This is a genomic window from Streptomyces hygroscopicus subsp. hygroscopicus (assembly GCF_030269125.1).
Classification (GTDB): Bacteria; Actinomycetota; Actinomycetes; order Streptomycetales; family Streptomycetaceae; genus Streptomyces; species Streptomyces hygroscopicus_C.
Map to the genome: position 1 here is coordinate 55,053 of NZ_BSSM01000011.1, position 24,520 is coordinate 79,572.

The 24,520-nt window shown below is 73.3% G+C and carries 17 protein-coding genes and 3 pseudogenes; 17 read left to right on the forward strand and 3 right to left on the reverse strand.

Features of this window, described 5'->3' with window-relative positions; genetic code table 11:
• The first annotated feature begins 7 nt into the window (after nucleotides 1–7).
• The 4 genes from QSK45_RS23615 to QSK45_RS23630 all read left to right on the forward strand — a co-directional run bounded on the left by QSK45_RS23615 (nucleotide 8) and on the right by QSK45_RS23630 (nucleotide 6,518).
• Entirely contained in the window at nucleotides 8–706 is a 699-nt protein-coding gene (locus QSK45_RS23615) for an SDR family oxidoreductase (protein WP_285560048.1), read from the forward strand.
• Nucleotides 707–737: 31 nt separating this feature from the next.
• Entirely contained in the window at nucleotides 738–1,745 is a 1,008-nt protein-coding gene (locus tag QSK45_RS23620; RefSeq protein WP_285560050.1) for a methionine synthase, read from the forward strand.
• Between the two features lie 15 nt (nucleotides 1,746–1,760).
• Nucleotides 1,761–3,959: an NAD-dependent DNA ligase LigA gene (ligA, locus tag QSK45_RS23625; protein ID WP_285560052.1), complete on the forward strand. Its 2,199-nt coding sequence runs from the start codon at nucleotides 1,761–1,763 to the stop codon at nucleotides 3,957–3,959.
• A gap of 471 nt (nucleotides 3,960–4,430) precedes the next feature.
• A complete protein-coding gene (locus QSK45_RS23630) occupies nucleotides 4,431–6,518 on the forward strand; it encodes a putative bifunctional diguanylate cyclase/phosphodiesterase (protein ID WP_490993612.1) in 2,088 nt (695 codons plus the stop codon).
• A 17-nt stretch (nucleotides 6,519–6,535) separates the two neighbouring features.
• On the opposite strand, the pseudogene QSK45_RS23635 reads toward QSK45_RS23630, so the two are convergent.
• A pseudogene (locus tag QSK45_RS23635) lies at nucleotides 6,536–7,106 on the reverse strand (TetR/AcrR family transcriptional regulator).
• Nucleotides 7,107–7,114: 8 nt separating this feature from the next.
• Between QSK45_RS23635 and QSK45_RS23640 the strand changes: the two are divergent.
• The 11 genes and pseudogenes from QSK45_RS23640 to QSK45_RS23690 form a co-directional block, all read left to right on the forward strand.
• Nucleotides 7,115–7,435 (forward strand): annotated as a pseudogene (locus QSK45_RS23640) (DUF4267 domain-containing protein); the annotation flags it as partial.
• Nucleotides 7,436–7,461: 26 nt separating this feature from the next.
• A complete protein-coding gene (locus tag QSK45_RS23645; protein WP_285560056.1) occupies nucleotides 7,462–7,956 on the forward strand; it encodes a cupin domain-containing protein in 495 nt (164 codons plus the stop codon).
• A 96-nt stretch (nucleotides 7,957–8,052) separates the two neighbouring features.
• Nucleotides 8,053–8,349, forward strand: a complete 297-nt coding sequence (gene gatC / locus QSK45_RS23650) for an Asp-tRNA(Asn)/Glu-tRNA(Gln) amidotransferase subunit GatC (protein WP_006130840.1) — start codon at nucleotides 8,053–8,055, stop codon at nucleotides 8,347–8,349.
• A 5-nt stretch (nucleotides 8,350–8,354) separates the two neighbouring features.
• Nucleotides 8,355–9,851: an Asp-tRNA(Asn)/Glu-tRNA(Gln) amidotransferase subunit GatA gene (gene gatA / locus QSK45_RS23655; protein WP_285560058.1), complete on the forward strand. Its 1,497-nt coding sequence runs from the start codon at nucleotides 8,355–8,357 to the stop codon at nucleotides 9,849–9,851.
• Nucleotides 9,848–10,087 carry a hypothetical protein gene (locus QSK45_RS23660; RefSeq protein ID WP_053662973.1) on the forward strand — a complete coding sequence of 80 codons (240 nt, stop codon included), beginning with the start codon at nucleotides 9,848–9,850 and terminating at the stop codon, nucleotides 10,085–10,087. The genes gatA and QSK45_RS23660 overlap by 4 nt, the downstream gene beginning before the upstream one ends.
• Before the next feature lie 16 nt (nucleotides 10,088–10,103).
• Entirely contained in the window at nucleotides 10,104–11,618 is a 1,515-nt protein-coding gene (gene gatB, locus QSK45_RS23665; protein ID WP_285560066.1) for an Asp-tRNA(Asn)/Glu-tRNA(Gln) amidotransferase subunit GatB, read from the forward strand.
• A 224-nt stretch (nucleotides 11,619–11,842) separates the two neighbouring features.
• Complete coding sequence (locus tag QSK45_RS23670) at nucleotides 11,843–14,098, forward strand: MMPL family transporter (RefSeq protein WP_285560068.1); 2,256 nt, start codon at nucleotides 11,843–11,845, stop codon at nucleotides 14,096–14,098.
• Nucleotides 14,076–14,651, forward strand: coding sequence for a GNAT family N-acetyltransferase (locus QSK45_RS23675; protein WP_285560071.1), 576 nt, complete (start codon nucleotides 14,076–14,078; stop codon nucleotides 14,649–14,651). The genes QSK45_RS23670 and QSK45_RS23675 overlap by 23 nt, the downstream gene beginning before the upstream one ends.
• 45 nt (nucleotides 14,652–14,696) lie before the next feature.
• Nucleotides 14,697–15,332 (forward strand): hypothetical protein, encoded by a 636-nt coding sequence (locus QSK45_RS23680; protein WP_285560072.1) that lies wholly within the window; start codon nucleotides 14,697–14,699, stop codon nucleotides 15,330–15,332.
• A gap of 745 nt (nucleotides 15,333–16,077) precedes the next feature.
• A pseudogene (locus tag QSK45_RS23685) lies at nucleotides 16,078–17,160 on the forward strand (helix-turn-helix transcriptional regulator); the annotation flags it as partial.
• Between the two features lie 33 nt (nucleotides 17,161–17,193).
• Entirely contained in the window at nucleotides 17,194–17,457 is a 264-nt protein-coding gene (locus QSK45_RS23690; RefSeq protein WP_285560073.1) for a DUF6191 domain-containing protein, read from the forward strand.
• 9 nt (nucleotides 17,458–17,466) lie between these two features.
• Here the strand turns inward: QSK45_RS23690 and QSK45_RS23695 are convergent, their stop codons facing one another.
• Both QSK45_RS23695 and QSK45_RS23700 read right to left on the reverse strand, forming a co-directional pair.
• Complete coding sequence (locus QSK45_RS23695) at nucleotides 17,467–18,630, reverse strand: PQQ-dependent sugar dehydrogenase (protein WP_285560074.1); 1,164 nt, start codon at nucleotides 18,628–18,630, stop codon at nucleotides 17,467–17,469.
• A 79-nt stretch (nucleotides 18,631–18,709) separates the two neighbouring features.
• The gene (locus QSK45_RS23700; protein ID WP_285560075.1) at nucleotides 18,710–19,708 is read right to left on the reverse strand and encodes an aldo/keto reductase; all 999 of its coding nucleotides are present in this window, start codon (nucleotides 19,706–19,708) and stop codon (nucleotides 18,710–18,712) included.
• Between the two features lie 75 nt (nucleotides 19,709–19,783).
• On the opposite strand from QSK45_RS23700, the gene QSK45_RS23705 reads away from it, so the two are divergent.
• Both QSK45_RS23705 and QSK45_RS23710 read left to right on the forward strand, forming a co-directional pair.
• Nucleotides 19,784–20,824 (forward strand): 2-hydroxyacid dehydrogenase, encoded by a 1,041-nt coding sequence (locus QSK45_RS23705; protein WP_285560078.1) that lies wholly within the window; start codon nucleotides 19,784–19,786, stop codon nucleotides 20,822–20,824.
• Between the two features lie 383 nt (nucleotides 20,825–21,207).
• Nucleotides 21,208–24,471, forward strand: a complete 3,264-nt coding sequence (locus QSK45_RS23710) for a putative bifunctional diguanylate cyclase/phosphodiesterase (RefSeq protein WP_285560079.1) — start codon at nucleotides 21,208–21,210, stop codon at nucleotides 24,469–24,471.
• The last annotated feature ends 49 nt before the right edge of the window (nucleotides 24,472–24,520 follow it).

Sequence of the window (24,520 nt, forward strand, 5' to 3'; positions counted from 1 at the left end):
TGCGAGCATGGCGGGTATGGCTACACATGTGATCACCGGGGCCGGTTCCGGCATCGGCGCGGCCGTCGCCCGCCGGCTGCACGCACGCGGCGACGAACTCGTCCTGCACGCGCGGGACGCGGGCCGTGCGAAGGAACTGGCCGCGGAGTTCCCGGGGGCGCGCACCCTGGTGGGCGACCTCGCGGAACCGGACCGGCTCTCCTGGGCGTTCTCCCACCAGACGCTGCCGGACCGGGTGGACTCCCTGCTGCACATCGCGGGCGTGGTGGACCTCGGCGAGGTCGGCGACCTGACCCCGAAGTCCTGGCACCACCAGCTCTCCGTCAACCTCGTCGCCCCCGCCGAGCTGACCCGCCTGCTGCTGCCCCAGCTGCGTGCCGCCCGCGGCCACGTGCTCTTCGTCAACTCCGGCGCCGGACTCTCCGCCCACGCGGGCTGGGCCGCCTACGCCGCCTCCAAGCACGGCCTCAAGGCCCTCGCCGACGCCCTCCGCCAGGAGGAACACGCCGCCGGCCTCCGCGTCACCTCCGTGTACCCGGGCCGCACCGCCAGCCCGATGCAGGCCAAGGTGCACCAGCAGGAGGGCAAGGAGTACGACGAGTCCCGGTGGATCGATCCCGAGTCGGTGGCCACGACCATCGTGATGGCGCTGGATCTGCCGCGGGACGCGGAGGTCAACGACCTGACGGTCCGACCGGGCCGCTGACCGGGGCCGACGGGTTCCGTAGGCTTCCCTGGTGAGCGAAAACAGCGTGTTCAGGTTCGCCGGGGCCACCGGGATCGGGTCCATGCCCGGTGGCGACGCCCGGGAGGCCGCCAAGACCGTCACCGGGTCCTTCGAGGACTTCCCGTACCTGCCCGAGCTGCCCGCCCGGGGGCCCGGCGCCGACATGATCGGCCGTACCGCCGGGATGCTGGTCGAGCTGTACGCGCGCGTGGAGCCCAGCGGGTGGCGGATCGGCGACCGGCCGGGAAGGGACACCCGGCGGGCGCGGGCCTGGCTGGGGGAGGACCTGGACGCCCTGGAGGAGTTCACCCAGGGGTACGAGGGCGACCTCAAGGTGCAGGCGGTCGGGCCGTGGACGCTCGCCGCCGCCCTGGAGCTGAAGAACGGCGAGGCCGCCCTCTCCGACCCCGGGGCGTGCCGCGACCTCGCCGCCTCCCTCGCCGAGGGGCTGAGGCTCCACCTCGACGAGGTCCGGCGCCGCGTCCCCGGCGCCCGGATCGTGCTCCAGCTCGACGAGCCGTCCCTCACCGCCGTACTGCGCGGCCAGGTCCGTACCGCCAGCGGCTACCGCACCCACCGCGCCGTGGACCGCCAGCTCGTGGAACACACCCTGCGCGAGGTGGTCGCGGCCCACGGAGACGGTCCCGTCGCCGTCCACTCCTGCGCCCCCGACGTCCCCTTCGCCCTGCTGCGCCGGGCGGGTGTCGCCGCCGTGTCCTTCGACTTCGCGCTCCTCACCGAGCGTGACGACGACGCGATCGGCGAGGCCGTCGAGGCCGGCACCCGCCTGTTCACGGGTGTCGTGCCGGGCACGGACGGCCCATTGTCAGACCCTGCCGGTAGCGTCATGGGTGTCAGGACGTTGTGGCGCAGGCTGGGGCTGAACCCGGGCCTGCTCGCCGAGGCGGTCACCCTCACCCCGGCGTGCGGCCTCGCGGGCGCTTCCCCCGCCTACGCGCGCCGGGCGCTCGCCCACTGCGTCCGGGCGGCGAGATCCCTCGCGGACAACCCAGAGTAACGGGAGGACAACACGGTGGCCGGCGACAAGCAGGCGGAGACCACGGCGGTGCCCGCCGAGGCCCGCGACAGGCACGCGCAGCTGGCGGAGCAGATCGAGGAGCACCGCTTCCGGTACTACGTGAAGGACGCTCCCGTCATCAGCGACGCGGAGTTCGACCAGCTCCTGAAGTCCCTGGAGGCCCTGGAGGAGCAGTATCCCGAGCTGCGCACCCCCGACTCGCCCACCCAGAAGGTGGCGGGGTCGTACGAGACGGAGTTCACCGCGGTCGAGCACCGCCAGCGCATGCTCTCCCTCGACAACACCTTCAACGACGACGAACTGGCCGCCTGGGCCGACCGCGTCGCCCGCGAACTCGGCGACCAGGAGTACCACTTCCTGTGCGAGCTGAAGGTCGACGGCCTCGCCGTCAACCTCACGTACGAGCACGGCCGCCTCACCCGTGCCGCGACCCGCGGCGACGGCCGCACCGGCGAGGACATCACGCCCAACGTCCGGACGATCGCCGACATCCCCGACCGGCTGCACGGTGACGAGGTCCCCGATCTGGTGGAGATCCGCGGCGAGGTCTACTTCCCGATGGAGAAGTTCCTCGAACTGAACGAACGCCTCGTCGCGGCCGGCGACAAACCCTTCGCCAACCCCCGCAACGCCGCCGCCGGTTCACTGCGCCAGAAGGACCCCCGCGTCACCGCCACCCGCCCCCTGCACATGGTGGTGCACGGCATCGGCGCCCTGGAGGGCTTCAGCGGCCTGACCCGCCTCTCCCAGGCGTACGACCTCCTCAAGACCTGGGGCCTGCCCACCTCCTCGCACAACCGGGTGGTCGACGACCTCGACGGCGTACGGCGGTTCATCGCGCACTACGACGGCGAGAACCGCCACTCGGTGGAACACGAGATCGACGGCGCCGTCATCAAGCTGGACGAGATCCGCCTCCAGGGCCGCCTCGGCTCCACCGCGCGCGCCCCGCGCTGGGCCATCGCCTACAAGTACGCGCCGGAGGAGGTCAACACCAAGCTCATCGACATCAAGGTGGGCGTCGGCCGCACCGGCCGCGTCACGCCGTACGCCCAGGTCGAACCGGTCACGGTCGCGGGCAGCGAGGTCGAGTTCGCCACCCTGCACAACCAGGAGGTCGTCAAGGCCAAGGGGGTGCTGATCGGCGACACGGTCGTCATCCGCAAGGCCGGCGACGTCATCCCGGAGATCCTCGGCCCGGTGGTCGACCTGCGCGACGGCACCGAGCGCGAGTTCGTGATGCCCGGCGAGTGCCCCGAGTGCGGCACCCCGCTGCGGCCCATGAAGGAGGGCGACATCGACCTCCGCTGCCCCAACGCCCGTACCTGCCCGGCCCAGTTGCGCGAGCGCGTCTCCTACCTCGCGGGCCGCGCGTGCCTGGACATCGAGAACTTCGGCGAGGTGGCCGCCGCCGCGCTCACCCGCCCCCTGGAGCCGGCCGACCCGCCGCTGGTGGACGAGGGCGACCTGTTCGACCTGACGGTGGAGAAGCTGCTGCCCATCAAGGCCTACGTCCTCGACCCGGACAGCGGTCTGCCCAAGCACGACCCCAAGACCGGCGAGGAGAAGGTCGTCACGGTCTTCGCCAACCAGAAGGGCGAGCCGAAGAAGAACACTCTCGCGCTGCTGGAGAACATCGAGGCGGCCAAGTCCCGTCCGCTCGCCCGTTTCCTGAACGGCCTGTCCATCCGGCACGTCGGTCCGGTCGCCGCCCAGGCCCTCGCCCGCGAGTTCCGCTCCGTCGACCGCATCGAACAGGCCACGGAGGAGGAACTGGCGGCCGTCGACGGCGTCGGCCCCATCATCGCCGCAGCGGTCAAGGAGTGGTTCACCGAGGAGTGGCACCGCGAGATCATCCGCAAGTGGAAGGCCGCCGGGGTCCCGCTGGAGGACCAGGTCAGCGGGGAGGCGGAGGGTCCGCGTCCGCTGGAGGGGCTCACCGTCGTGGTCACCGGCACGCTGGAGGACTTCACCCGGGACGGCGCCAAGGAGGCGTTGCAGAGCCGCGGCGCCAAGGTGACCGGTTCGGTGTCGAAGAAGACCTCGTTCGTGGTCGTGGGCGACAACCCGGGATCGAAGTACGACAAGGCCGTGCAATTGAAGGTTCCGGTGCTCGACGAGGACGGATTCGGCGTCCTCCTGGAGCAGGGCCCGGACGCCGCGGCCGAAGTCGCGCTTCCGACCGAGGAGTAGCGGTTGAAGGCCACCCGTTCGGCGCATACCAGTTGCATACGGGTGGCCCCGGGCGCATTCGGGCAACCGCCGACGACCGGTGCCCGTGGAAGCCCCGCGCGGCCTAGTGTTGAGTAGTGCACCTGCCGCGCCCGGCGGCGGTCGGGGGCATTCCCCTGCCCGCCGTGGGCGCGGCAGGGGTTTCTTCAGCGCGAAGCCGTCGATGGTGTCGGACATCGGGCCGCGTGGGCGTGGGCACCGCCGGCTGTGAGAGGGACGGGAATGGAACCGACCGAGAGCGTCGCCCCGGACTCACGGCTGCGCCTGCGCCGCCGCGCGCTCGCCTGGCGGGAGAACCTGAGGCCGGTACGCGAGGGCGGTCGTACCCGACCGCGCGGCCGCCCGGCCGCGGCCGGCCCCGCGGCCCCGCCGCACACCCGTGTTCCGCTCGCCATCGAGCCCGCGCCCGGCCTCGTCGGCGCGGGCGTCGGCATCGGCGGTGATCCGGAGCCCGGTCGGCGGCTGCCCTGGCCCGCGCTGCCCACGGCCGTCACCGCGGCCGCCGCGCTCGTCCTGGGCGCCGGCTTCCTCCGCGCCTTCGGCGGCGGGCACGCCCTCTTCCCGTACGGCACCGTCGGCTGGTCCCTGGCCCTGCTGACCGGGATCATCGTCGGCCACCTCGTCATGCTGGGCCGCGCCCGCTGGTGGGGCGGCACCGGCTCGGGCGCCGCGCTCACCCTCGCCGTGCTGCTGCTCTACGGCTGGGTGCCCGCCGGCCTGGTCAGCCTCACCGTCGTCGTCCTGGTCGGCATCGCCCGCCGGCACCGCCGGCGCCAGGGCGTGCTGCACGGCGCGGCGGACATCCTCGGCATCGCGGTGGCCGCCCTGCTGCTCGGCGCCCTCGGCCGGGTGCCCAGCGTGGAGCAGCCCTGGCGGACGCACGGCTGGAGCCTCGCCGCCGTGCCCGAGGTGGTGCTCGCCGCCGTCGCCTATCTCGCCGTCAGCCGCGGCCTGCTCTGGTACCTGAACGCGCCGCGCGAGCACGGACTGCCCGCCGTCCCGCGCCCCGCCCTGGTCAGACAGGGCCTGGTGGCCGTGGCGCTGCTCGGCATCGCGCCGCTGCTGTGCGTGGTCGCGGACGTCCGGCCGGTCCTGCTGCCGCTGTTCGCCATCCCTCTCATCGCCCTCGACTCCGCCCTGTGGATGGCCCGCGCCCGCGCCGAGGAGCAGCTGCGGGACCCGCTGACCGGGCTGCCCAACCGGCAGTGGCTCCAGGAGCGGATCTGGACCGCGCTGGACGAGGCCGATCGCATCGAGGCCCGTTCCGCGCTGATGCTGATCGACCTCGACCGCTTCCGGTCGGTCAACGACACCCTCGGTCATCTCGCCGGTGACCGGCTGCTGCTGCAGATCGCCGAGCGGCTGCGGCTCGCCCTGCCGCGCGGCGCGGAGGCGGCCCGGCTCGGCGGCGACGAGTTCGCGGTCTTACTGCCCGTCGTCGACTCCACCACGTCGGCGATGCGGGTCGCGCGCGGTCTCGTCACCGCGCTGAGTTCCCCCCTCGACCTCGACGGCCTCACCCTCGTGCTGGAGGCCAGCGCCGGGGTCGCCGTCTTCCCGGACCACGCGAAGGACGCGGAGGGGCTCCTGCGGCGCGCCGACGTGGCCATGTACCAGGCGAAGCGGGACCGTACGGGCGTCGAGGTGTACGAGTCCAAGCGGGACTCCAACACCCCGGACCGGCTCGGGCTGCTCGGTGATCTGCGCCGGGCGCTGGACGCGCACGAGGTGCAGTTGCACTACCAGCCCAAGGTGCGCTTCGACGGTCAGGTGGCCGGTCTCGAGGCGCTGGTGCGGTGGGTGCATCCCGAGCGCGGGAAGGTGCCGCCGGACGAGTTCATCGCGATCGCCGAGTCCTCCGGGCTGATGCCCCACCTCACCGAGTACGTACTGGAGACCGCGCTCGAACAGGTCGCGCGGTGGCGGTCCCAGGGCATCCGGGTACCGGTCGCGGTCAACGTCTCGCCGCGCGATGTGCACACCCCGGGCTTCGCGGGGTCGGTCGCGGCACGGCTGGCGCGGCACGGGGTGCCGGCGGGCGCGCTGCAACTGGAGATCACCGAGCACGTGCTGCTGGAGGACCCGCAGCGGGCCGCGGACACGCTCGCGGCGTTGACCGGGCACGGCGTGAAGATGTCCCTGGACGACTTCGGCACCGGCTACTCCTCCCTGGTGCACCTGCGGCGGCTGCCGGTCAGCGAGCTGAAGATCGACCGGTCGTTCGTGGCCCGGCTGGCCGTGGACGCGGAGGACGCGGAGATCGTGCGCTGCACCGTCGACCTCGCGCACTCGCTGGGGCTGCTGGTCGTCGCGGAGGGCGTGGAGGACGACGAGACCTGGGAGCGGCTGCGGGACCTCGGCTGTGACGCGGTGCAGGGCTGGCTGGTCGCGGCGGCGATGCCGGCGGAGGAGACGACGTCGTGGCTCCGCTTCCGCCGGGGCGGCCCGGGGGCGCCCACGCGCTCGCCCGCGACCGCCGACGGAGAGGTGACCGCCGTCGGCGACCGCGGGCAGCCGTAGGGACGCCCCGCACCGGCTCAGGCCGCGCCCCGCGTCCCCGCGAACCGGTCCACCAGCAGCCCGGGGCGCCTCTCGTGAGCCCCCTCCGGCAGCCGTCCGCTGCGCATCGGCGTCGCCAGGCCGTGCAGGGCCGCCCGGAAGGTCCCCGTCAGCCGTCGTGGTCGGCGCGACCACCGCCGGCAGTTCGCCGAATGCCTCCTGGAGCGGGGGCGGGGCCTGCGGGGTGGCGAAGGGGAGGTCCACCGGATGGGTGAACATCGCGTCGTAGAGGGCCGGGCGGCGCCGGGCGAACGAGGTGTGGGTCCGGGCGACCGCCAGGAGGGACTCACGCGTGCCCCGCGCGCTCGCGCGGGCCTGCCGTAGCTCCCGCGCCCTGTCCGCGCAGCCGTCGACCGCGACCGCCGCCATGATCGCGTCCTTGCCCTTGAAGTGGCTGTGGAGGACCGGCTGGCTGTACTCGATCTCGGCGGCCGGCCGGCGCGTGGTCACCGCGTCCCGGCCCTCCGCCTCGGCCGGCTCCCGAGCGGCCGTCACGATCAGCCCCCCGCGCTCGGCTCGTTCGCGCCCCCGGCGCGTCCGGATCGTCATGCCCCGGATTCCTCGCCCACCGCTTCCGGTTCCAGCCCGCCCCGGCCGCCGCCGGCTACGGCGTCCCCGCCGACCCCGGCGGCGACGCCGGCGCCCACCTGTCGGTCAAGGGCCTCAGGGACGGCACCTTCGGCGTCCTCGGCCGCGTCCTGCTCGCGCTCGTCGGCGCGCGGGCCGAGGCGTGGTTCATGGCCTGCGTGGCCCTCGTCCCGCTCCTCGACACCCTGGTAGTCCCGCGCCACGGCGGGCCGAGGGCCGTCGCGTTCGGAATTCACCTCGCCACCGCGGGCGTTGTCCTCGTCAGCGCCGCGCTGCTCTTCGCGGCCTGACCGCACCGCACCGTAAGGAGACGCAGATGTCGCTGTTCGTGCCGAGGTTCGAGGACACCGCGCTGGTGCGGGAGGCCGGGGCCGAGGTGGTCGGCGGGGACCCCGTCGCCGTGCGGCTGCTGGCGGACAGCAGCGCCACCGGCGGTGCCCTGTCCAGCGTGCGCATCACCCTCGCGGCGGGTGCCGACGGCGCCCGCCCGCACGTGCACCACCGTTCCGCCGAGATGTTCTACCTGCTGGACGGCGCCGCCGAGGTGCTCTCCGGCGACGACGTGGTCACCGCCGAGCGCGGCGACCTGATCGTCGTGCCGCCGGATCGCCCGCACGCCTTCGCCGCCGTCCCCGGCGCCACCGCGGACCTCCTGGTCGTCATCGTCCCGGGCGTCGAGCGCTTCGAGTACTTCCGCCATCTCCAGCGCATCCGCCTCGGCGAGCTCACCCCCGAGAGTCTGCTGGAGGTGCAGGAGCGGTACGACAATCACTTCCTGCAGAGTGCCGTCTGGGACGCCCGGCACCGCTGAGCGCGCGCCCCCGGAGAGAAACCGTTTAACGGCCACCCCGCCCCGACCCATAGGATTGGCTCCAAACCACACACACTCACCCCAGAGGATCGCTGCATGCCTGGCATCACGCGCGAGGAGGTCGCCCACCTCGCCCGGCTGGCGCGTCTGGAGCTGAAGCCCGAAGAACTCGACCACTTCGCGGGCCAGCTCGACGACATCATCGGCGCGGTCGCCCGCGTCAGCGAGGTCGCCGACCAAGACGTACCGCCGACCTCGCACCCGCTCCCGCTGACGAACGTCATGCGGGCGGACGAGGTCCGTCCCTCGCTCACCCCCGAGCAGGCGCTCTCCGGCGCCCCCGCCCAGGAGCAGCAGCGTTTCAAGGTGCCGCAGATCCTGGGGGAGGAGTGACCACCATGACGGACAACATCATCAAGCTCACGGCCGCGCAGACCGCCGAGAAGATCGCCTCGGGCGAGCTGACGGCCGTCGAGGTCACCGAGGCCCACCTCGCCCGCATCGAGGCCGTCGACGAGAAGGTGCACGCCTTCCTGTACGTCGACCGCGAGGGCGCCCTCGCCCAGGCCCGCGCCGTGGACGAGAAGCGGGCCCGCGGCGAGAAGCTCGGCCCGCTGGCCGGCGTCCCGCTCGCGCTCAAGGACATCTTCACCACCGAGGGCGTGCCCACGACCGTCGGCTCGAAGATCCTCGAAGGCTGGATCCCGCCGTACGACGCGACGCTCACCAAGCGCCTCAAGGCCGCCGATGTCGTCATCCTCGGCAAGACCAACATGGACGAGTTCGCCATGGGGTCCTCCACCGAGAACAGCGCCTACGGCCCGACCGGCAACCCCTGGGACCTCACCAAGATCCCCGGCGGCTCCGGCGGCGGTTCCTCCGCCGCGCTCGCCTCCTTCCAGGCGCCGCTCGCCATCGGCACCGACACCGGCGGCTCCATCCGCCAGCCGGCCGCCGTCACCGGCACCGTGGGTGTGAAGCCGACGTACGGCGCGGTCTCCCGCTTCGGCATGGTCGCCTTCTCCTCCTCCCTCGACCAGGGCGGCCCCTGCGCCCGCACGGTCCTGGACGCGGCCCTGCTGCACGAGGTCATCGCCGGCCACGACCCGATGGACTCCACCTCCATCGACGCCCCGGTCCCGCCGGTGGTCGAGGCCGCCCGCAACGGCAGCGTCCAGGGCATGCGCGTGGGCGTCGTCAAGCAGTTCCGCGGCGAGGGCTACCAGGCCGGCGTCATCCAGCGCTTCGACGAGTCCGTCGAGCTGCTGAAGGAGCTGGGCGCCGAGATCGTCGAGCTGGACTGCCCGTCCTTCGACCTCGCGCTGTCGGCGTACTACCTGATCGCCCCCTCCGAGTGCTCCTCCAACCTCGCCCGCTTCGACGGCCTGCGCTACGGCCTGCGTACGGGCGACGACGGCTCGCACTCGGCCGAGGAGGTCACCTCCCTGACCCGCGAGGCCGGCTTCGGCCCGGAGGTCAAGCGCCGCATCATGCTCGGCACGTACGCCCTGTCGAGCGGCTACTACGACGCCTACTACGGCTCGGCGCAGAAGGTCCGCACCCTCATCACGCGCGACTTCGAGAAGGCGTTCGAGCAGGTGGACGTGATCGTCTCCCCGACGACCCCGACCACCGCCTTCGCGATCGGCGAGCGCGCCGACGACCCGATGGCGATGTACCTCGCGGACCTGTGCACCATTCCGACCAACCTGGCGGGCAACGCGGCCATGTCGCTGCCCTGCGGCCTCGCCCCTGAGGACAACCTGCCGGTGGGCCTGCAGATCATCGCCCCGGCGATGCAGGACGACCGCCTGTACAAGGTGGGTGCCGCGGTCGAGGCCGCCTTCGTGGAAAAGTGGGGGCACCCGCTGCTGGAGGAGGCTCCGTCGCTGTGAGCAAGCTGTCCAAGGCCAAGGACTTCAAGAAGTCCAAGTCCGGTACGTACCTGTCCATGGCCACCACCGCGTTCGGCGCGATCGGTGTCACCAAGCAGATCAAGAAGGCCCGCGCCGAGCACGACACGCTCCGGCTGATCGACGCCACGGTCTCCGCCGTCGCGATCGTGACCGGCCTCGCGATCCTCTACCGCGAGCTGAAGCGGCTGGGCGACGACGACGTCCTGCTGGGCTGAGAGGGAAGTTTTCACCGTGACCACCACGACCGACCTGGTGTCGTACGAGGACGCGCTGGCGTCGTACGACCCCGTCATGGGCCTTGAGGTCCATGTCGAACTCGGCACCAAGACCAAGATGTTCTGCGGCTGCTCCACGGAGCTGGGCGGCGAGCCCAACGCGCAGACCTGCCCCGTCTGCCTCGGCCTGCCCGGCGCGCTCCCGGTCGTCAACGCGACCGGCGTCGAGTCCGCCGTCAAGATCGGCCTCGCGCTGAACTGCTCGATCGCCGAATGGTGCCGCTTCGCCCGGAAGAACTACTTCTATCCGGACATGCCGAAGAACTTCCAGACCTCCCAGTACGACGAGCCGATCGCCTTCGACGGCTACCTCGACGTGCAGCTGGAGGACGGCGAGACCTTCCGCGTGGAGATCGAGCGCGCCCACATGGAGGAGGACACCGGCAAGTCGACGCACGTCGGCGGCGCCACCGGCCGTATCCACGGCGCGTCCCACTCCCTGCTGGACTACAACCGCGCCGGCATCCCGCTCATCGAGATCGTCACCAAGCCGATCGTGGGCGCGGGCGAGCGCGCCCCCGAGGTGGCCAAGGCGTACGTCCGTGAGCTGCGCGAGGTCATCCGTGCCCTCGGCGTGTCCGAGGCCCGCATGGAGATGGGGCAGATGCGCTGCGACGTGAACCTGTCGCTGATGCCCAAGGGCGCCGACAAGTTCGGTACGCGCTCGGAGACGAAGAACGTCAACTCCCTGCGCTCGGTGGAGCGCGCGGCCCGCTTCGAGATCATGCGGCACGCGGCCGTGCTGTCCTCGGGCGGCACCATCGTCCAGGAGACCCGCCACTTCCACGAGGACACGGGGTCCACGACCTCGGGCCGCGTGAAGGAGGAGGCCGAGGACTACCGGTACTTCCCGGAGCCCGACCTGGTCCCCGTCGCGCCCTCGCGCGAGTGGGTCGAGGAGATCCGCGCCGCGCTGCCCGAGCTGCCGCTGGTGCGCCGTACCCGGCTGCTCGCCGAGTGGGGCATCTCCGCCACCGAGATGCAGGCGATCCTGAACGCCGGTGCGCTGGACCCGATCGTGGCCACCATCGAGGCCGGGGCCGACGCGGCCTCCGCCCGCAAGTGGTGGATGGGCGAACTGGCGCGCAGCGCCAACGAGTCCGGCACGTCCCTGGACGAGCTGGCGATCACCCCGCAGCAGGTGGCCCGGGTCGCCGAGCTGGTCGCGAAGGGCGATCTGAACGACAAGCTGGCCCGCCAGGTCATCGAGGGCGTCCTCGCGGGCGAGGGCACCCCGGACGAGGTCGTCGACAAGCGCGGCCTGAAGGTCGTCTCCGACGACTCGGCGCTCGGCACGGCCGTGGACGAGGCCATCGCCGGCAACCCCGGCATCGCGGACAAGATCCGCGGTGGCAAGGTGGCCGCGGCCGGTGCCCTGGTCGGCGCGGTGATGAAGGCCACCCGCGGCCAGGCCGACGCGGCCCGCGTCAAGGAGCTGATCCTGGAGAAGCTCGGCGTCAGCGAGGGCTGAGACGAGGGCTGAGCCACCGTCGACCCGTGGGGGGACGCGCCGCACCGGCGCGTCCCCCCACGGCGTTCTCCCCTCCTGTTGTGAGTAAGCCCACGAACGCGGCAAAGGATCTCTTTTGCCTGCAAGAGTGTCCAGGGATTACTCATGCGTTCTTTGCGGGCTGTTCCGTTCATGGACGATCGATCCCTGTCAAAGATCCACAAATCGTCCTTGGGAGCACGTCCGTGGCAGCACTCGCGCGCTGGTGCGTCCGGAACCGACTGGTCGTCGTCCTGCTGTGGCTGTGTGCCTTCGGCGGGGTCACCGCGGCCGCCTCCGTCGCCGGCACGTCGTACTCGAACGACTACTCGGTCCCCGGCACCGAGTCCGGTCGCGCCGCCCAGCTGCTCCAGGCGGGCTTCCCGGGGCTCGCCGGCGACAGCGACACCGTCGTCTGGCACACCACCAAGGGCACCGTGCGCGCCGCCGACGTCGAACAGAGCATGACCGGCGCACTCGACCGGATCGCGGCCCTGCCCGGGGTCGCCTCCGTGGACGGCCCCTACGGCGGCCAGGGCGCCCGGCAGATCAGCGCCGACGGCCACACCGCCTACGCCACCGTCACCTTCCGGCAGCATGCCGAGGACATCGGCAAGAGCGAGGCCGAGGCCGTCGTGGGCGCCGCGAAGGCCGCGGAGGGCGACGGGCTCCAGGTGGAACTGGGCGGCAGCGCGATCGGGATCACCGAGGCGCCGAGCGACCACACCGCCGAGGTGGTCGGCGTCCTCGTCGCCGCCGTCGTCCTCTTCCTCGCCTTCGGCTCCCTCGCCGCCTCCCTGCTGCCCATCGCCACGGCCCTGATCGGCGTCGGCACCGCGCACGCCGGCATCGGACTGCTCGGCCACGCCATGACGGTCGCCGACTTCGCGCCCATGCTCGGCATGCTCATCGGCCTCGGCGTCGGCATCGACTACGCGCTGTTCATCGTCACCAGGCACCGGCGGGGACTGAAGCGCGGCCTGGCCGTCACCGAGGCCGCCGTGAGCGCCGTGACGACCACCGGACGCGCCGTCGTCTTCGCGGGCGCGACGGTGTGCATCGCCCTGCTCGGGATGCTGATCCTCAGACTGAGCTTCCTCAACGGCGTGGCCGTGGCCGCCGCTCTGACCGTCGTCCTCACCGTCGCCGCCTCCGTCACCCTGCTGCCCGCCCTGCTGTCGTACATCGGCCCGCGCGCCCTCAGCCGCCGCGAACGCCGCCGGCTCGCCGAGCAGGGCCCGCACCCCGAGGTGCCCACCGGCCTCGCCGCCCGCTGGTCCGCGCTCCTGGAGCGGCGCCCCAAACTGCTCGGCTCGCTCGCCGTCGCCGTGATCGCGCTGCTCGCCCTGCCCACCCTCTCGCTCCACCTCGGCACCTCCGACCAGGGCAACGACCCCCGCACCTCCACCACCCGCAAGGCATACGACCTGCTCGCCGACGGCTTCGGACCAGGCGTCAACGGCCCGCTGACCCTGGTCGCCCAGGTGGGCGACGCCGCCGACCGGCTCGCCCTCGACAACCTCGACGCCACCCTGCGCGCCACTCCCGGCGTCGCCTCCGTCACCCCGGCCGCCTACGCCACCGGCGGCGAGACCGCCTACCTCACCGTCGTCCCCGACTCGGCGCCCCAGTCGCAGGCCACCAGCGCCCTGGTGGACCGGCTGCGCGGGAGCGTGCTGCCCCGCGCGGAACACGGCACCTCCCTCGACATCCAGGTCGGCGGGGTGACCGCCGGGTACGACGACTTCTCCGATGTGATCGTCGGCAAACTGCCTTTGTTCGTCGGCACCGTCATCGGACTCGGCTGTCTGCTGCTGCTCGTCGCCTTCCGGTCGCTCGGCATACCGATCAAGGCCGCCGTGATGAACGTCGCCGCCGTGGCCGCCGCGTTCGGCGTCGTCGTCGTGATCTTCCAGTGGGGCTGGGGCAGCGAACTCCTCGGCCTCGGCCGCGCGGGCCCCATCGAGCCCTTCCTGCCCGTGATCATGGTCTCGGTGCTCTTCGGGCTGTCCATGGACTACCAGGTCTTCCTGGTCAGCCGGATGTACGAGGAGTGGCTGGCGACCGGCGACAACCGGCGCGCCGTCCGTGTGGGCCTCGCCGAGACCAGCCGCGTGATCAACTCCGCGGCCGTGATCATGATTTCGGTGTTCCTCGCCTTCGTGCTCAGCGGCGACCGCGTGATCGCCATGTTCGGCATCGCGCTCGCCGCCGCCGTCGCCCTGGACGCCTTCGTGCTGCGCACCCTCCTGGTGCCCGCCCTGATGCATCTGCTCGGCGCCGCCAACTGGTGGCTGCCCGGCTGGCTGGAACGCCGCCTGCCGCGCATCAGCATCGAGCCGCCGGAGTGCCGCGCCGCGCATGAGAGGCTCGGACGAGTCCCGGCCGCCCGACCCGACCGGGACCGGACGCACGAACCGGAGAAGGAAGCACAGCGCGATGTACGCGATATCCCTGGGTGACGACGGCGCCGAACTGCGCCCGCTGGAGGTCTGGCACGCCGAGGAGGTACTCGCGTCCGTCGACCGCGGACGCGAGTTCATCGGCCGGCACGTCGGGCTGGCGGATCTGGTGACCGACCTGGACAGCGCCCGCGCCTGGGTGAAGGGCTACGCCGACCGGCGCGCCGTCGACGGCGGCGCGCTGCACGGCATCTGGCTGGACGGCAAGCTCGTCGGGGCGCTGCTCTTCCGCGACTGGGACACCCCGAGCGGGGTGTGCGAGGCCGGCTGCTGGCTGGAGCCCGCGGCGGCCGGGCGCGGGCTGGTCACCCGGGGCATGCGGGTCCTGCTCGACTGGGCGTTCGAGGAGCGCGGTATGCACCGCGTCGAGTGGCGGGTGTCCACCGCCAACCAGCCCAGCATCAACGTGGCCCGGCGGCTCGGCATGACCCGCGAGGGTGTCCTGCGCGAGAACTACCCGCGCCACGGCGAGCGCACCAGCACCGAGATCTGGTCGGTGCTGGCACCCGAATGGCGTACGGCCCGTTCGGGTGACGGGCAACACGCCCGCTGACGATCATTAAGCGCCCTCTCAGACGGTGTCCGTACGGTTGCCGCCATGGCAACGAAGACATCGGAAGACACCGCGGCCGACACCACGGCGGCGCGGCACGACGACGAGACGACGGAGGGGGCCGGGACCGCGGGGAAGGCGGAGGCCCCGGGGAAGGCGGAGGCCCCGGCCGGAGGCGTGGCGGCCGGGGGCGCGGTCGCCGGGGGTGCTGAGGAGGCGGCCGACGGCGCGGTCGCCGAAGAGGCGGCGGACGGTCCGGAGGGCGGTACCGAGGGCGCCGGGACGCCCTCCGGGGTCGGCCAGGGCGCCGGCGCCGTCGTCTCCGCCGCGCTGGGCCTCGTCTCGCTCAGCGGTGGGTGGGTCGGCTCCGTCGCGGGCGCCCGCCAGCAGCTCATCGGCCAGCTGCGGACGTCCTCCACGGCGGGTGTCGGCACGCAGATCAAGGCGGTCTACGGCGACGCCTGGCACACCACCGCGCTGTGGGCCGGCTTCTTCGCCCTGGTGGCGCTGGTCACCGGCGTGGTCGTCCTCGCCCGCCCCGCCTTCGGCACCCCCGGCCGCCCGCAGGCGTCCTGGATCAAGTCGGTGGCCTGGGCGGGCGTCTCGCTCGGCGTCATCGGGCTGCTGCTGGCCATCCTGAAGTACTCGGACGCGCTGCTGGCGCTGCCCTCGACGGGCTGAACCGACAGGAGGCCCCGGCGTCCAGGGACCTCAGAGCGCCCAGGGACCTCAGCGAATCCGTGCACATGCCATGGGTTCCCTGAGGTCCCTCACACGTGCCAGGCACGGTTTCTGAGGCTCCTTACGCGGGCGTCGCGGCCCGTCGGACGCCCGAAGATGCGGAACCTTCCCGATGCGGCGCGCCCGGCCCGGAGCGGAAGGTGGAGGGGTCACGCGGGGCCTCGCGGCGAGCGAGACCCCGCACCGCCTTTCCGCGAAGGGACCGTCGTGACCGATTCCTCGGACCGGGCCCCGGCGCCCGCCGACCGGTCGCTGCCGGCGGCCGTCCCCCACCGCCCGTGCCGCGAGGTGGCCCGGACCCGCCACCTCGCCCGCCGCACGGCACGGGCGTGGGGCCCCGGTGGATCGGACAGGGGCGGCGGACCGCACGGGACCCCGCCCCGGTGGCACCGGCCGCCGCGCACCGGGTGAGTGCGCCATGGGTACGACACTTCCCGCCGTGGGCACGGCGTCTCGCGCCGTCGGCACGACTCCTCGTGCGTCGGGTCCGAGCGGTCTCGCCGCCGGTCCGAGCGCTTCCGTGGCCGGTACGAGTTGCCATGTGGCCGATACGACGATCACACCGAGCCTGTGGAAAACCGGCGACCCGGTCTCCGCGCCCCGTGCGATGCTCGGCGGCGTGGAGATCGGATCCGTCAGTCCCGTGTTCGCCGGCCGCGCCGCGGAGCTGGCCGTGCTGCACGACGCGCTCACCCCCGGGCACGGACTGCCGGAGCCGGAGGCATGGATGTGGGCCGGGCTGGCCGAGACGCTGTACGCACTCGGGCAGTGGCCGGGCGCCGCCGAGGCCGCCGGGCACGCCACCCGGCTCGGCCAGGGCGCCGAGCCCCGTGCCGCGGGCGCCCTGAAGCTGGCCCACCTCGCCCTGGCCCACGGAGACCTCGCCGAGGCGGCCCGGCGACTGGCCACCGCGCGCGCCCACGTCGACTCCCACGGCCGCATGCCCCACCAGTCCCTGCCGCTGGCCCGTGTCGCCCTCGGGGTCGCCGCGGGACAGGGCCGCCTCGCCGACGCCCGCGCCGAACTGCGCCGGGCCCTGGACCGCGGCCTCCCCACCGGCGCGCACCGCCACGGCTGGCCGCTGCTCCGCGCCGCCGCCACCGCCGAAGCCGACACCCGCACCCTGCCCACCGCCCGGTCGGGCCGGGCCGAGATCCTCGCCCGGCTCGCCGAGACCGCGCGCACCCTGACCACCGGGGCGCCCCTGTGGGACGCCTACGACCAGTGGACCCGGGCGGAACTGCGCCGAGCGGACGGCCGGGACACCGCGGACACCTGGGCCCCGGTGGTCACCGCCTTCGAGGGCCTGGACCGCCCCTACGACCTCGCCCGGGTCCGCCTCCGCCTGGCGGGGGCGCTGCTGACGGGGGGCGGCACGGAGGACCGCGACCGCGCGCTGGAACTCCTCCGCCTGTCCTTCGCCGTCGCCGCCCACATAGGCGCCCGCCCCCTCACGGCCACCGTCACCCGCCTCGCCCGCCGGGCCCGCCTGGCCCTGACCCCCGGTGCCGCGAAGGGCGCCGCCGCCCCCTGCGACCCGGCCGCGGCCCTCGGCCTGACCGCCAGGGAACGGGAGGTCCTGCGCCTGATGGCGGCCGGCCGTACCAACCGCCGGATAGCCGAGGAACTGTTCATCTCACCGAAGACCGTGAGCGTCCACGTCTCCAACATCCTGGCCAAGCTCGGGGTGTCCGGCCGCGGTGAGGCGGCCGCCCTGGCCCACCGGCTCGGCCTGTTCACGGCCCAGGACCGCCTGGCGGCGGGATAATGGCCCCGGGACAACCGGCAAGGGGGAGAAGCCGTGTTCGACGCCTTCGGCGAACTGTTCACACCTGGCCGCAAACATACCCGCGACGAGCAGAACCGCCTGGAACTGACCCGGGAACAAGTCGGCGACAGCGACCCCGGCCGGGGTCCGATAGACCTGACCTCCGGCAAGGCGGTCATACGCCTGCCCACCGCGGAACCGTCCACGCCGGAACCGGCCGCCCCGGCCCCAGCCGAGCCGGAGCCGGACCCGGAGGGGGAAACGGGGGCGGAGGGGGCGGGTCCTCGGGGCGCGTAGGCGCGGGTCCTAGCTCACCTGCAACTCCAGGATCCTGTCGTCCCCCTTCTTCGGATGTCCCCGGCCGTCCGTGTTGTTCGTGATCAGCCAGAGTCTGCCGTCGCCGGCCGGGGCCACCGTGCGCAGGCGGCCGTACCGACCCGTCAGGAAGGACTGGGGCGCGGCCGCGGCCCGGGTGCCGTGGAGCGGGATGCGCCAGAGGCGCTCGCCCTTGAGGGCGGCCATCCAGATGACGCCGTGGACATAGGCGATGCCGCTGGGGGAGGCGTCGTCGGTGTGCCACTGCGCGAGGGGGTTCTGGAAGCGCGGGTCGCTGGATCTGCCCTCGACGGAGGGCCAGCCGTAGTTGCCGCCGGGTTTGACGGCGTTCAGCTCGTCCCAGGTGTCCTGGCCGAACTCGGAGGCGAACAGGCGCTGGCGGTCGTCCCAGGCGAGGCCCTGGACGTTGCGGTGGCCGTAGGAGTAGACGGGTGAGTCGGGGAAGGGGTTGCCGGGGGCGGGTTCGCCGTCCGGGGTCAGCCGGAGGATCTTGCCGCCGAGGGAGTCCCGGTTCTGCGCGAGCTTCCGCCGGCCGCTCTCGCCGGTGCCCGCGTACAGCATGCCGTCGGGGCCGAAGGCGATCCGGCCGCCGTTGTGGATGAGGCCCTTGGGGATGCCCTTGAACACCGTGTCGGGGGCGCCCAGTTGCTCACCGGCCGGTTTCCGGTCGTCGTACAGCACGCGGACGATGCGGTTGTCCGAGGCGGAGGTGAAGTAGGCGTAGATCATGTGGTCCGAGGCGTAGTGCGGGGACAGCGCGATGCCCAGCAGGCCGCCCTCGCCCGCCGGGGAGACCCCGGAGACCGTGCCCAGTTCGGTCTTGTGGCCCGTGTCCGGGTCGACGCGGGTGATCGTCCCCTCGTCGCGCGAGGAGACCAGCAGATCGCCGCCCGGCAGCACGGCCAGGCCCCACGGTGACTTCAGGCCCTCGGCCACCGTGCGCAGCACCCGCACCGAGCCCTTGGCCGGTGCCGCCGACTCGCCGGTCCGGGCGGCGGGCGCGGTGCTCGGGGGCGCCGTACGGGGGCCCTCGCCCGGGAAGCCCACTCCCGAGGAGCCGGACGAGCACCCCGCCGTGAGCAGGAGGGCGCCCGCGGCCACCACGGCCGACACAGCTCGACGTCGCACGATCATGTTCCCTCCGGAGCGGTGTACCAACGGAAGATCTTCCCCTCCCCGGCGTCCCCCAGTCCCAGGACCCCTCCAGGCTCCCTCAGTCCCACGACCCCTGCGCGGCGGGCAGCCGGGCGATCTCCGCCAGGTCCGCCGGTGTCAGCCGCAGATCGGCCGCCGCCGCGTTCTCCGCCGCCCAGCGCTCCCGCTTCGTGCCCGGCAGCGCGATCACATGGCGCCCCCGCGACAGCACCCAGGCCAGCGCCACCTGCGCCGGGGTGACCTCCGGACCGTGCCGCCGGGCGACGCGGCGCAGGCCGGCCACGATGGGCTGGTTGGCCGCCATCATCTCGGCGGTGAAGCGGGGGTGCCGGGCACGCACGTCGTCCGGTTCGAATCCCTCGCCCGGGGTGAGCGTGCCGGTCAGGAAGCCGTTGCCCAGCGGCATCGCCGCCAGGAAGCCCACGCCCCGCGCCTCGCACCACGGCAGCAGCGTGCGCAGCGCCTCCGGCGACCACACCGAAAGCTCCGCCTGGACCGCGGCCACCGGGAATACCTGCTGCACCCGCTGCAACTGGCGCAGCGTGCCGTCGTACAACCCCGCGCCGGAGCGCCGGCCGCCGCGCGCCCCCAGGGCGCACAGGCCCAGCGAGCGCACCTTCCCGGCGCGCACCAGCTCGGCCATCGCCCCCCAGGTCTCCTCGATGGGCACCTCGGGGTCGGGCCGGTGCAGCTGGTAGAGGTCGATCACGTCGGTCTGGAGCCGGCGCAGCGAGGCATCGCAGGCCCGCCTCACGTATCCGGGGCGTCCGTTGGCCACGATGTGCTGCTCGCCCACCAGCAGTCCGACCTTCGTGGAGACGAACGCCTCCGCGCGCCGCTCCCTGAGCACCCGCCCGAGCAGCAGCTCGTTGGTGAAGGGGCCGTACATGTCCGCGGTGTCCAGCAGGCCCGACCCCAGGTCCAGCGCCCGGTGCACGCATCTCACCGATTCGTCGCCCCGTTGCCGCGAGGTGCTGTACGCCCAGTTCATCGGCATGCACCCGAGTCCGACGGCCCCCACCGCGAGCGCCCCCGCGCCGATCGTCCTGCGTTCCACCTGCTCCGGAACCTCCCTTAGCCGGCCCCCAACCTAACCTCTGCGCCCGCGCGTACCTGACATAGCCTCCTGACCATGACCGCAGACGTATGGCTTCCGCTTCCGCCCGAGGAGATCGAGGGGCTGCCCGAGGGGCTCCGGTACCTGTTCTGGGACGGCGGCGAGAGTGGCGACGAGGACTTTCCGGGCGACCCCGCGCGGTGCGTGGTGTACGTGGTGCCGTACATGAAGCGATGGCCGGTCAAGGTGCGCCCGCTGGAGTACCTGACCCAGGTCCGGGTCGTCCAGACGCTCACGGCCGGCGTCGACGACATCACCGCGCGGCTTTCGGCCGTCGCGCCCGGCGCCCGGCTGTGCAACGCGCGCGGGGTGCACGAGGCGAGCACCGCCGAACTGGCGCTCACCCTGACCCTCGCCGCGCTGCGGGGCATCCCGGACTTCGTGCGCGCCCAGCAGCAGGAGCGCTGGCAGAGCGGGTTCCGGCCCGCGCTCGCCGACAAGAACGTGCTCATCGTCGGCTACGGCTCGATCGGCGCCGCCATCGAGGACCGGCTCACGCCCTTCGAGCTTGCGCGGGTGGCGCGCGTCGCGCGCTCCCCGCGCACCACGGCGCGCGGTCCCGTGCATCCGATCGCCGATGTGCTCTCTCTGCTTCCGGAAGCCGATGTCGTGATCCTGTCCACCCCCCTCACGGACGCCACCCGGGGTCTGGTGGACTCCGAGTTCCTCGCGCGGATGAAGGACGGCGCCCTCCTGGTGAACGTCGCGCGCGGACCGGTCGTGGACACGAACGCGCTGCTCGCGGAGGTGGAGCGGGGCCGGATCAGCGCCGCCCTGGACGTCACCGACCCCGAGCCGCTGCCCCCGGGCCACCCGCTCTGGAAGGCACCCGGCGTACTCATCACCCCGCACATGGGCGGCCCCTCCTCGGCCTTCCTGCCGCGCGCCAAGCGGCTGCTGGTCGACCAGCTGACCCGGTTCGTGAACCACGAGCCGCTGCGGAACGTGATCCTGACGACGGGACCGGACGCGAAGGACCCGGTGGGAACCGCCCCCGAAGATCCGCCGGGGACAGATCCGGAGGGCTCGGACACCCCGGGAACGAACGGGCGTTAGGGCGTTTCCGGCACCCTCCGCGACCTCTCGGACGCGGCCCGTGCCCACATCGCCGCTGGTCGTCACGGAGCGTAGAGAAGCTATGTCCCTGAGTGACGATACTGGTGTATCGTCCCGACAGGGGCAGCGCCGCCAACACCGGCGCCGGGGATGACATTGCAGATCTTGCGAGGGGGGCGACGGGCGATGCACGGTCTATGGACGAACGATCCGACGCGGTGGAGCCGCCGACGGCGGCCCTGGCGCACCGCGGCGCGCAGACGCGGACACCACACCGGCCACCACACCCACCCGCCGCGCCGGCCGGCCGGCCACCGCAGGCACGCGCACCCGGCGCACCGGGACCGGCGGGACGCGGGCGCCTCGCTTTCCGGGAGGCCCCGGTGAACGCGCCCACCCCGGTGACCACCACCGCCGAAGCGGTGCGCGCACCGCACCCGCACCAGGACCCGCCGGCGCGCGGGCGGATCCGCGTCAGGCGCACCCGCGCCTCCGAACAGCTCGTCCTCGCCCTCGTCTGCGCGGCGTACGCCGTCGGCGCCGCGTTCGACTGGGGCACGGACGAACTCGCGCTGGTCATGGGCGACTTCGGGCTCAGTGCCGCGGCTGGCGTCGCCGCCGTCTCCTGCTTCCTGTACGCCCGCGGACCCCGGGTGCGCTACCGGCCCGCGTGGCTGCTGTTCGGCCTGTCCTCGACCATGGCGGCCCTGGGCAACGCGGTCTGGGGCTGGTACGAGGTCGTCCTCGGCCGGCCCGTGCCCAGCCCGTCGTACGCCGATCTGTTCTTCCTGTGCTTCGCGCCGCCCGCGATCGTGGGCCTGCTGGTGCTCGCCAGTCGTCCGGTGACCAGGGCGGGCTGGATCTGCCTGGGCCTGGACGCCTGGCTGATCGGCGGCTCCCTGCTCACCCTGTCGTGGAGCCTCGCGCTCGCCCAGGCCGCCCGGTTCGACGGGCCGAGCGTGGCGCACACCGCGCTGTCGCTGGCGTATCCGCTGCTGGACATCGCCCTGGTCAGCATGGTCCTCGCCCTGCACTTCCGGCGTGCCCCGGGCAACCGCACCGCCGTGAACACGGCGATCGGCGCGCTCGCCCTGACCGTGATGTGCGACGCGCTGTTCACCTCCCCGCTGCTGCACAGCAGCTACCGCTCGGGGCAGCTGCTGGACGCGGGCTGGTTCGCCGGCTCGCTGCTGCTCGCCTACGCCCCCTGGGCCACGCCCCGGCACGGCGGCGCGCCCCGGCCGCGGCCGGCGGACGGGCACGCCCCCGCGGCCGAGCGGGTGCCCGCACCCCGCGCCGCGGGCCCCCGGTCGCCCCAGCCCGCGCCCGGCCCGTCCGCCGAGCACAGCCGGGACACCGACGGCGAGTGCGGCGCGTACGCGGGCGCCGAGCACGGCTCGGCCGCGGTCCCCGAGCCGAGCCGCCACCCGGACGCCGGGCCCGGCCTGTTCCCGGCCGCCGGGCCCGGCCCCCACCCGGGCGCCGAGCCGGTCCACCACCCCGGTGCCGACCACGCCCGCTACCCCGCCGGCCGCCCGACCACCGGCTCGCTCGCGGCGCTCACCCCGTACCTCGCCGCCGCCGTGTGCACCCTCGGCATCCTGTACAACGTCCTCAACGGCCGCAGGCCCGACCACGTGGTGCTGATCACCGCGGGCTGCGTCGTGCTCGCCCTCGTGATCCGCCAGGGCATCATGCTGCTGGACAACATCACCCTCACCCAGGAACTGGCGCAGAAGGAGAACCACTTCCGCTCCCTGGTGCAGGGCTCCAGCGACGTCATCATGATCGCCGCGCCCAACGGCATCCTGCGCTACGTCTCCCCGGCCGCCGCCGGGGTCTACGGCCGCCCCGCCGAGGACCTGGTCGGCACCGAGCTGGCCGGCCTCATCCACCCCGAGGACCTGGGCGGGGTGGTGCACGAGGTGCGCCGCTTCCTCGCGGCGAGCCCGCAGGCCGAGCCCACCACCCGCATCGAGTGCCGCTTCCGCTCCGGCGACGGCGGATGGCTGAACGTCGAGTCCACGGTCAACCGCCACCACGGCGGCCTGATCTTCAACAGCCGGGACGTGACCGAACGCGTGCGGCTCCAGGCGCAGTTGCAGCACAACGCGGAGCACGACCCGCTGACCGACCTGCCCAACCGCGCGCTGTTCACCCGGCGCGCCCAGCAGGCGCTGTCCGGCCGCCGGGCCACCGACCGGGGCGCCGCGCTGCGCGGCACCGCGGTGCTCTTCATCGACCTCGACGGCTTCAAGGCCGTCAACGACACCATCGGGCACCAGGCCGGCGACGAACTCCTCGTCCAGGCGGCCCGAAGACTCCAGGACGCGGTCCGCCAGGGCGACACCGCCTCCCGGCTGGGCGGCGACGAGTTCGCGGCCCTGATCGTCGGGGACGGCACCCATGACCGCGCCGCCCGGGAGCGCGACATCCTGGAGCTCGCCGACCGCCTCAGGATGACCCTCTCCCAGCCGTACGCGATCGACGGCAACGACGTCCGGGTCAACGCCTCCATCGGCGTCGCCTTCGCCGAAGCCGGCCTCGGCGCGGGGGAGTTGCTGCGCAATGCCGACCTCGCGATGTACCGCGCGAAATCGGCCGGAAAGGGCCGCGTCGAGCTGTACCGGCCGCAGATGCAGCAGGACGTCGTGCGCAGGGCGGAGCTGGCCACCCGGCTGCGTGCCGCGCTGCACGACGGGGAGTTCGCGCTGCTGCACCAGCCCGTGGTGTGCCTGGACGACGGCCGGATCACGGCGGTCTCGGCGCAGGCCCGCTGGCGCTCCTCGCAGGGGGTGCTGTTCACCCCGGCCGAGTTCCTGCGGGTGGCCGAGGACGGTGACAAGACGGCCGAGCTGGACCGCTGGATCCTCCAGGAATCCGTGGCGCAGGCCGCCGAGCGGGCGGCCGCCGGGCTCGTCGTACCGGTGGCGGTGCGGATGAGCGCCCGGCGGCTGCTGGACCGCTCGCTGCCGCCCGGCTCGGTGGAGGCGCTGCTGACCCGGTTCGGGCTGCCGCCCGGGGCGCTGGTCATCGAGCTGGCCGACACCGATCCCGGGCTCGGCCTGGACGAGCTGGAGCGGAGGCTGACCGCGCTGAGCCGGCTCGGGGTGCGCATCGCGCTGGACGGGTTCGGCAGCGGCCACGCGGCGATCACGGCGCTGAGAAGACTGCCCGTGGACATCCTCAAGCTCGACCGGGGCCTGGTCGAGGGCGTGGCCGACTCCGCGCGGCTGCACAAGATCACCAGTGGTCTGCTGCGGATCGCCGGCGATCTCGGGCTCCAGTCCGTCGCGGAGGGCGTGGACCTGCCCGAGCAGGCGGTGGCGCTGCGCGCGATGGGCTGCACCCATGGCACCGGTGCGGCCTTCTCCGGCCCGCTGGACGAGTACCGGCTGCGCCGGGCCCTCGGGGCCGGGGCGTGCGCGGTGCCGCACACATCGACCGGACCGCACGTACACGCCGGACCGCACGTGCAGGCCGGAGCGCACACGCCGACCGGCGCGCACGCGTCCGCCGAACCGGCCTTCGCGGGCCGGGCGAGAGACTCGCAGGGCCATGTGGGCGTGAAGGGGCGCCGCGGGGGTGTACACCGGAGGAGTACCCGCTGTTCTCGGAGGCGGCAGTGCCCTTCGTTCACATTCTGAGACGCCCGTCCCACCCACTTGACACGTGGTGCGCCCCGGGGGGAGGGTC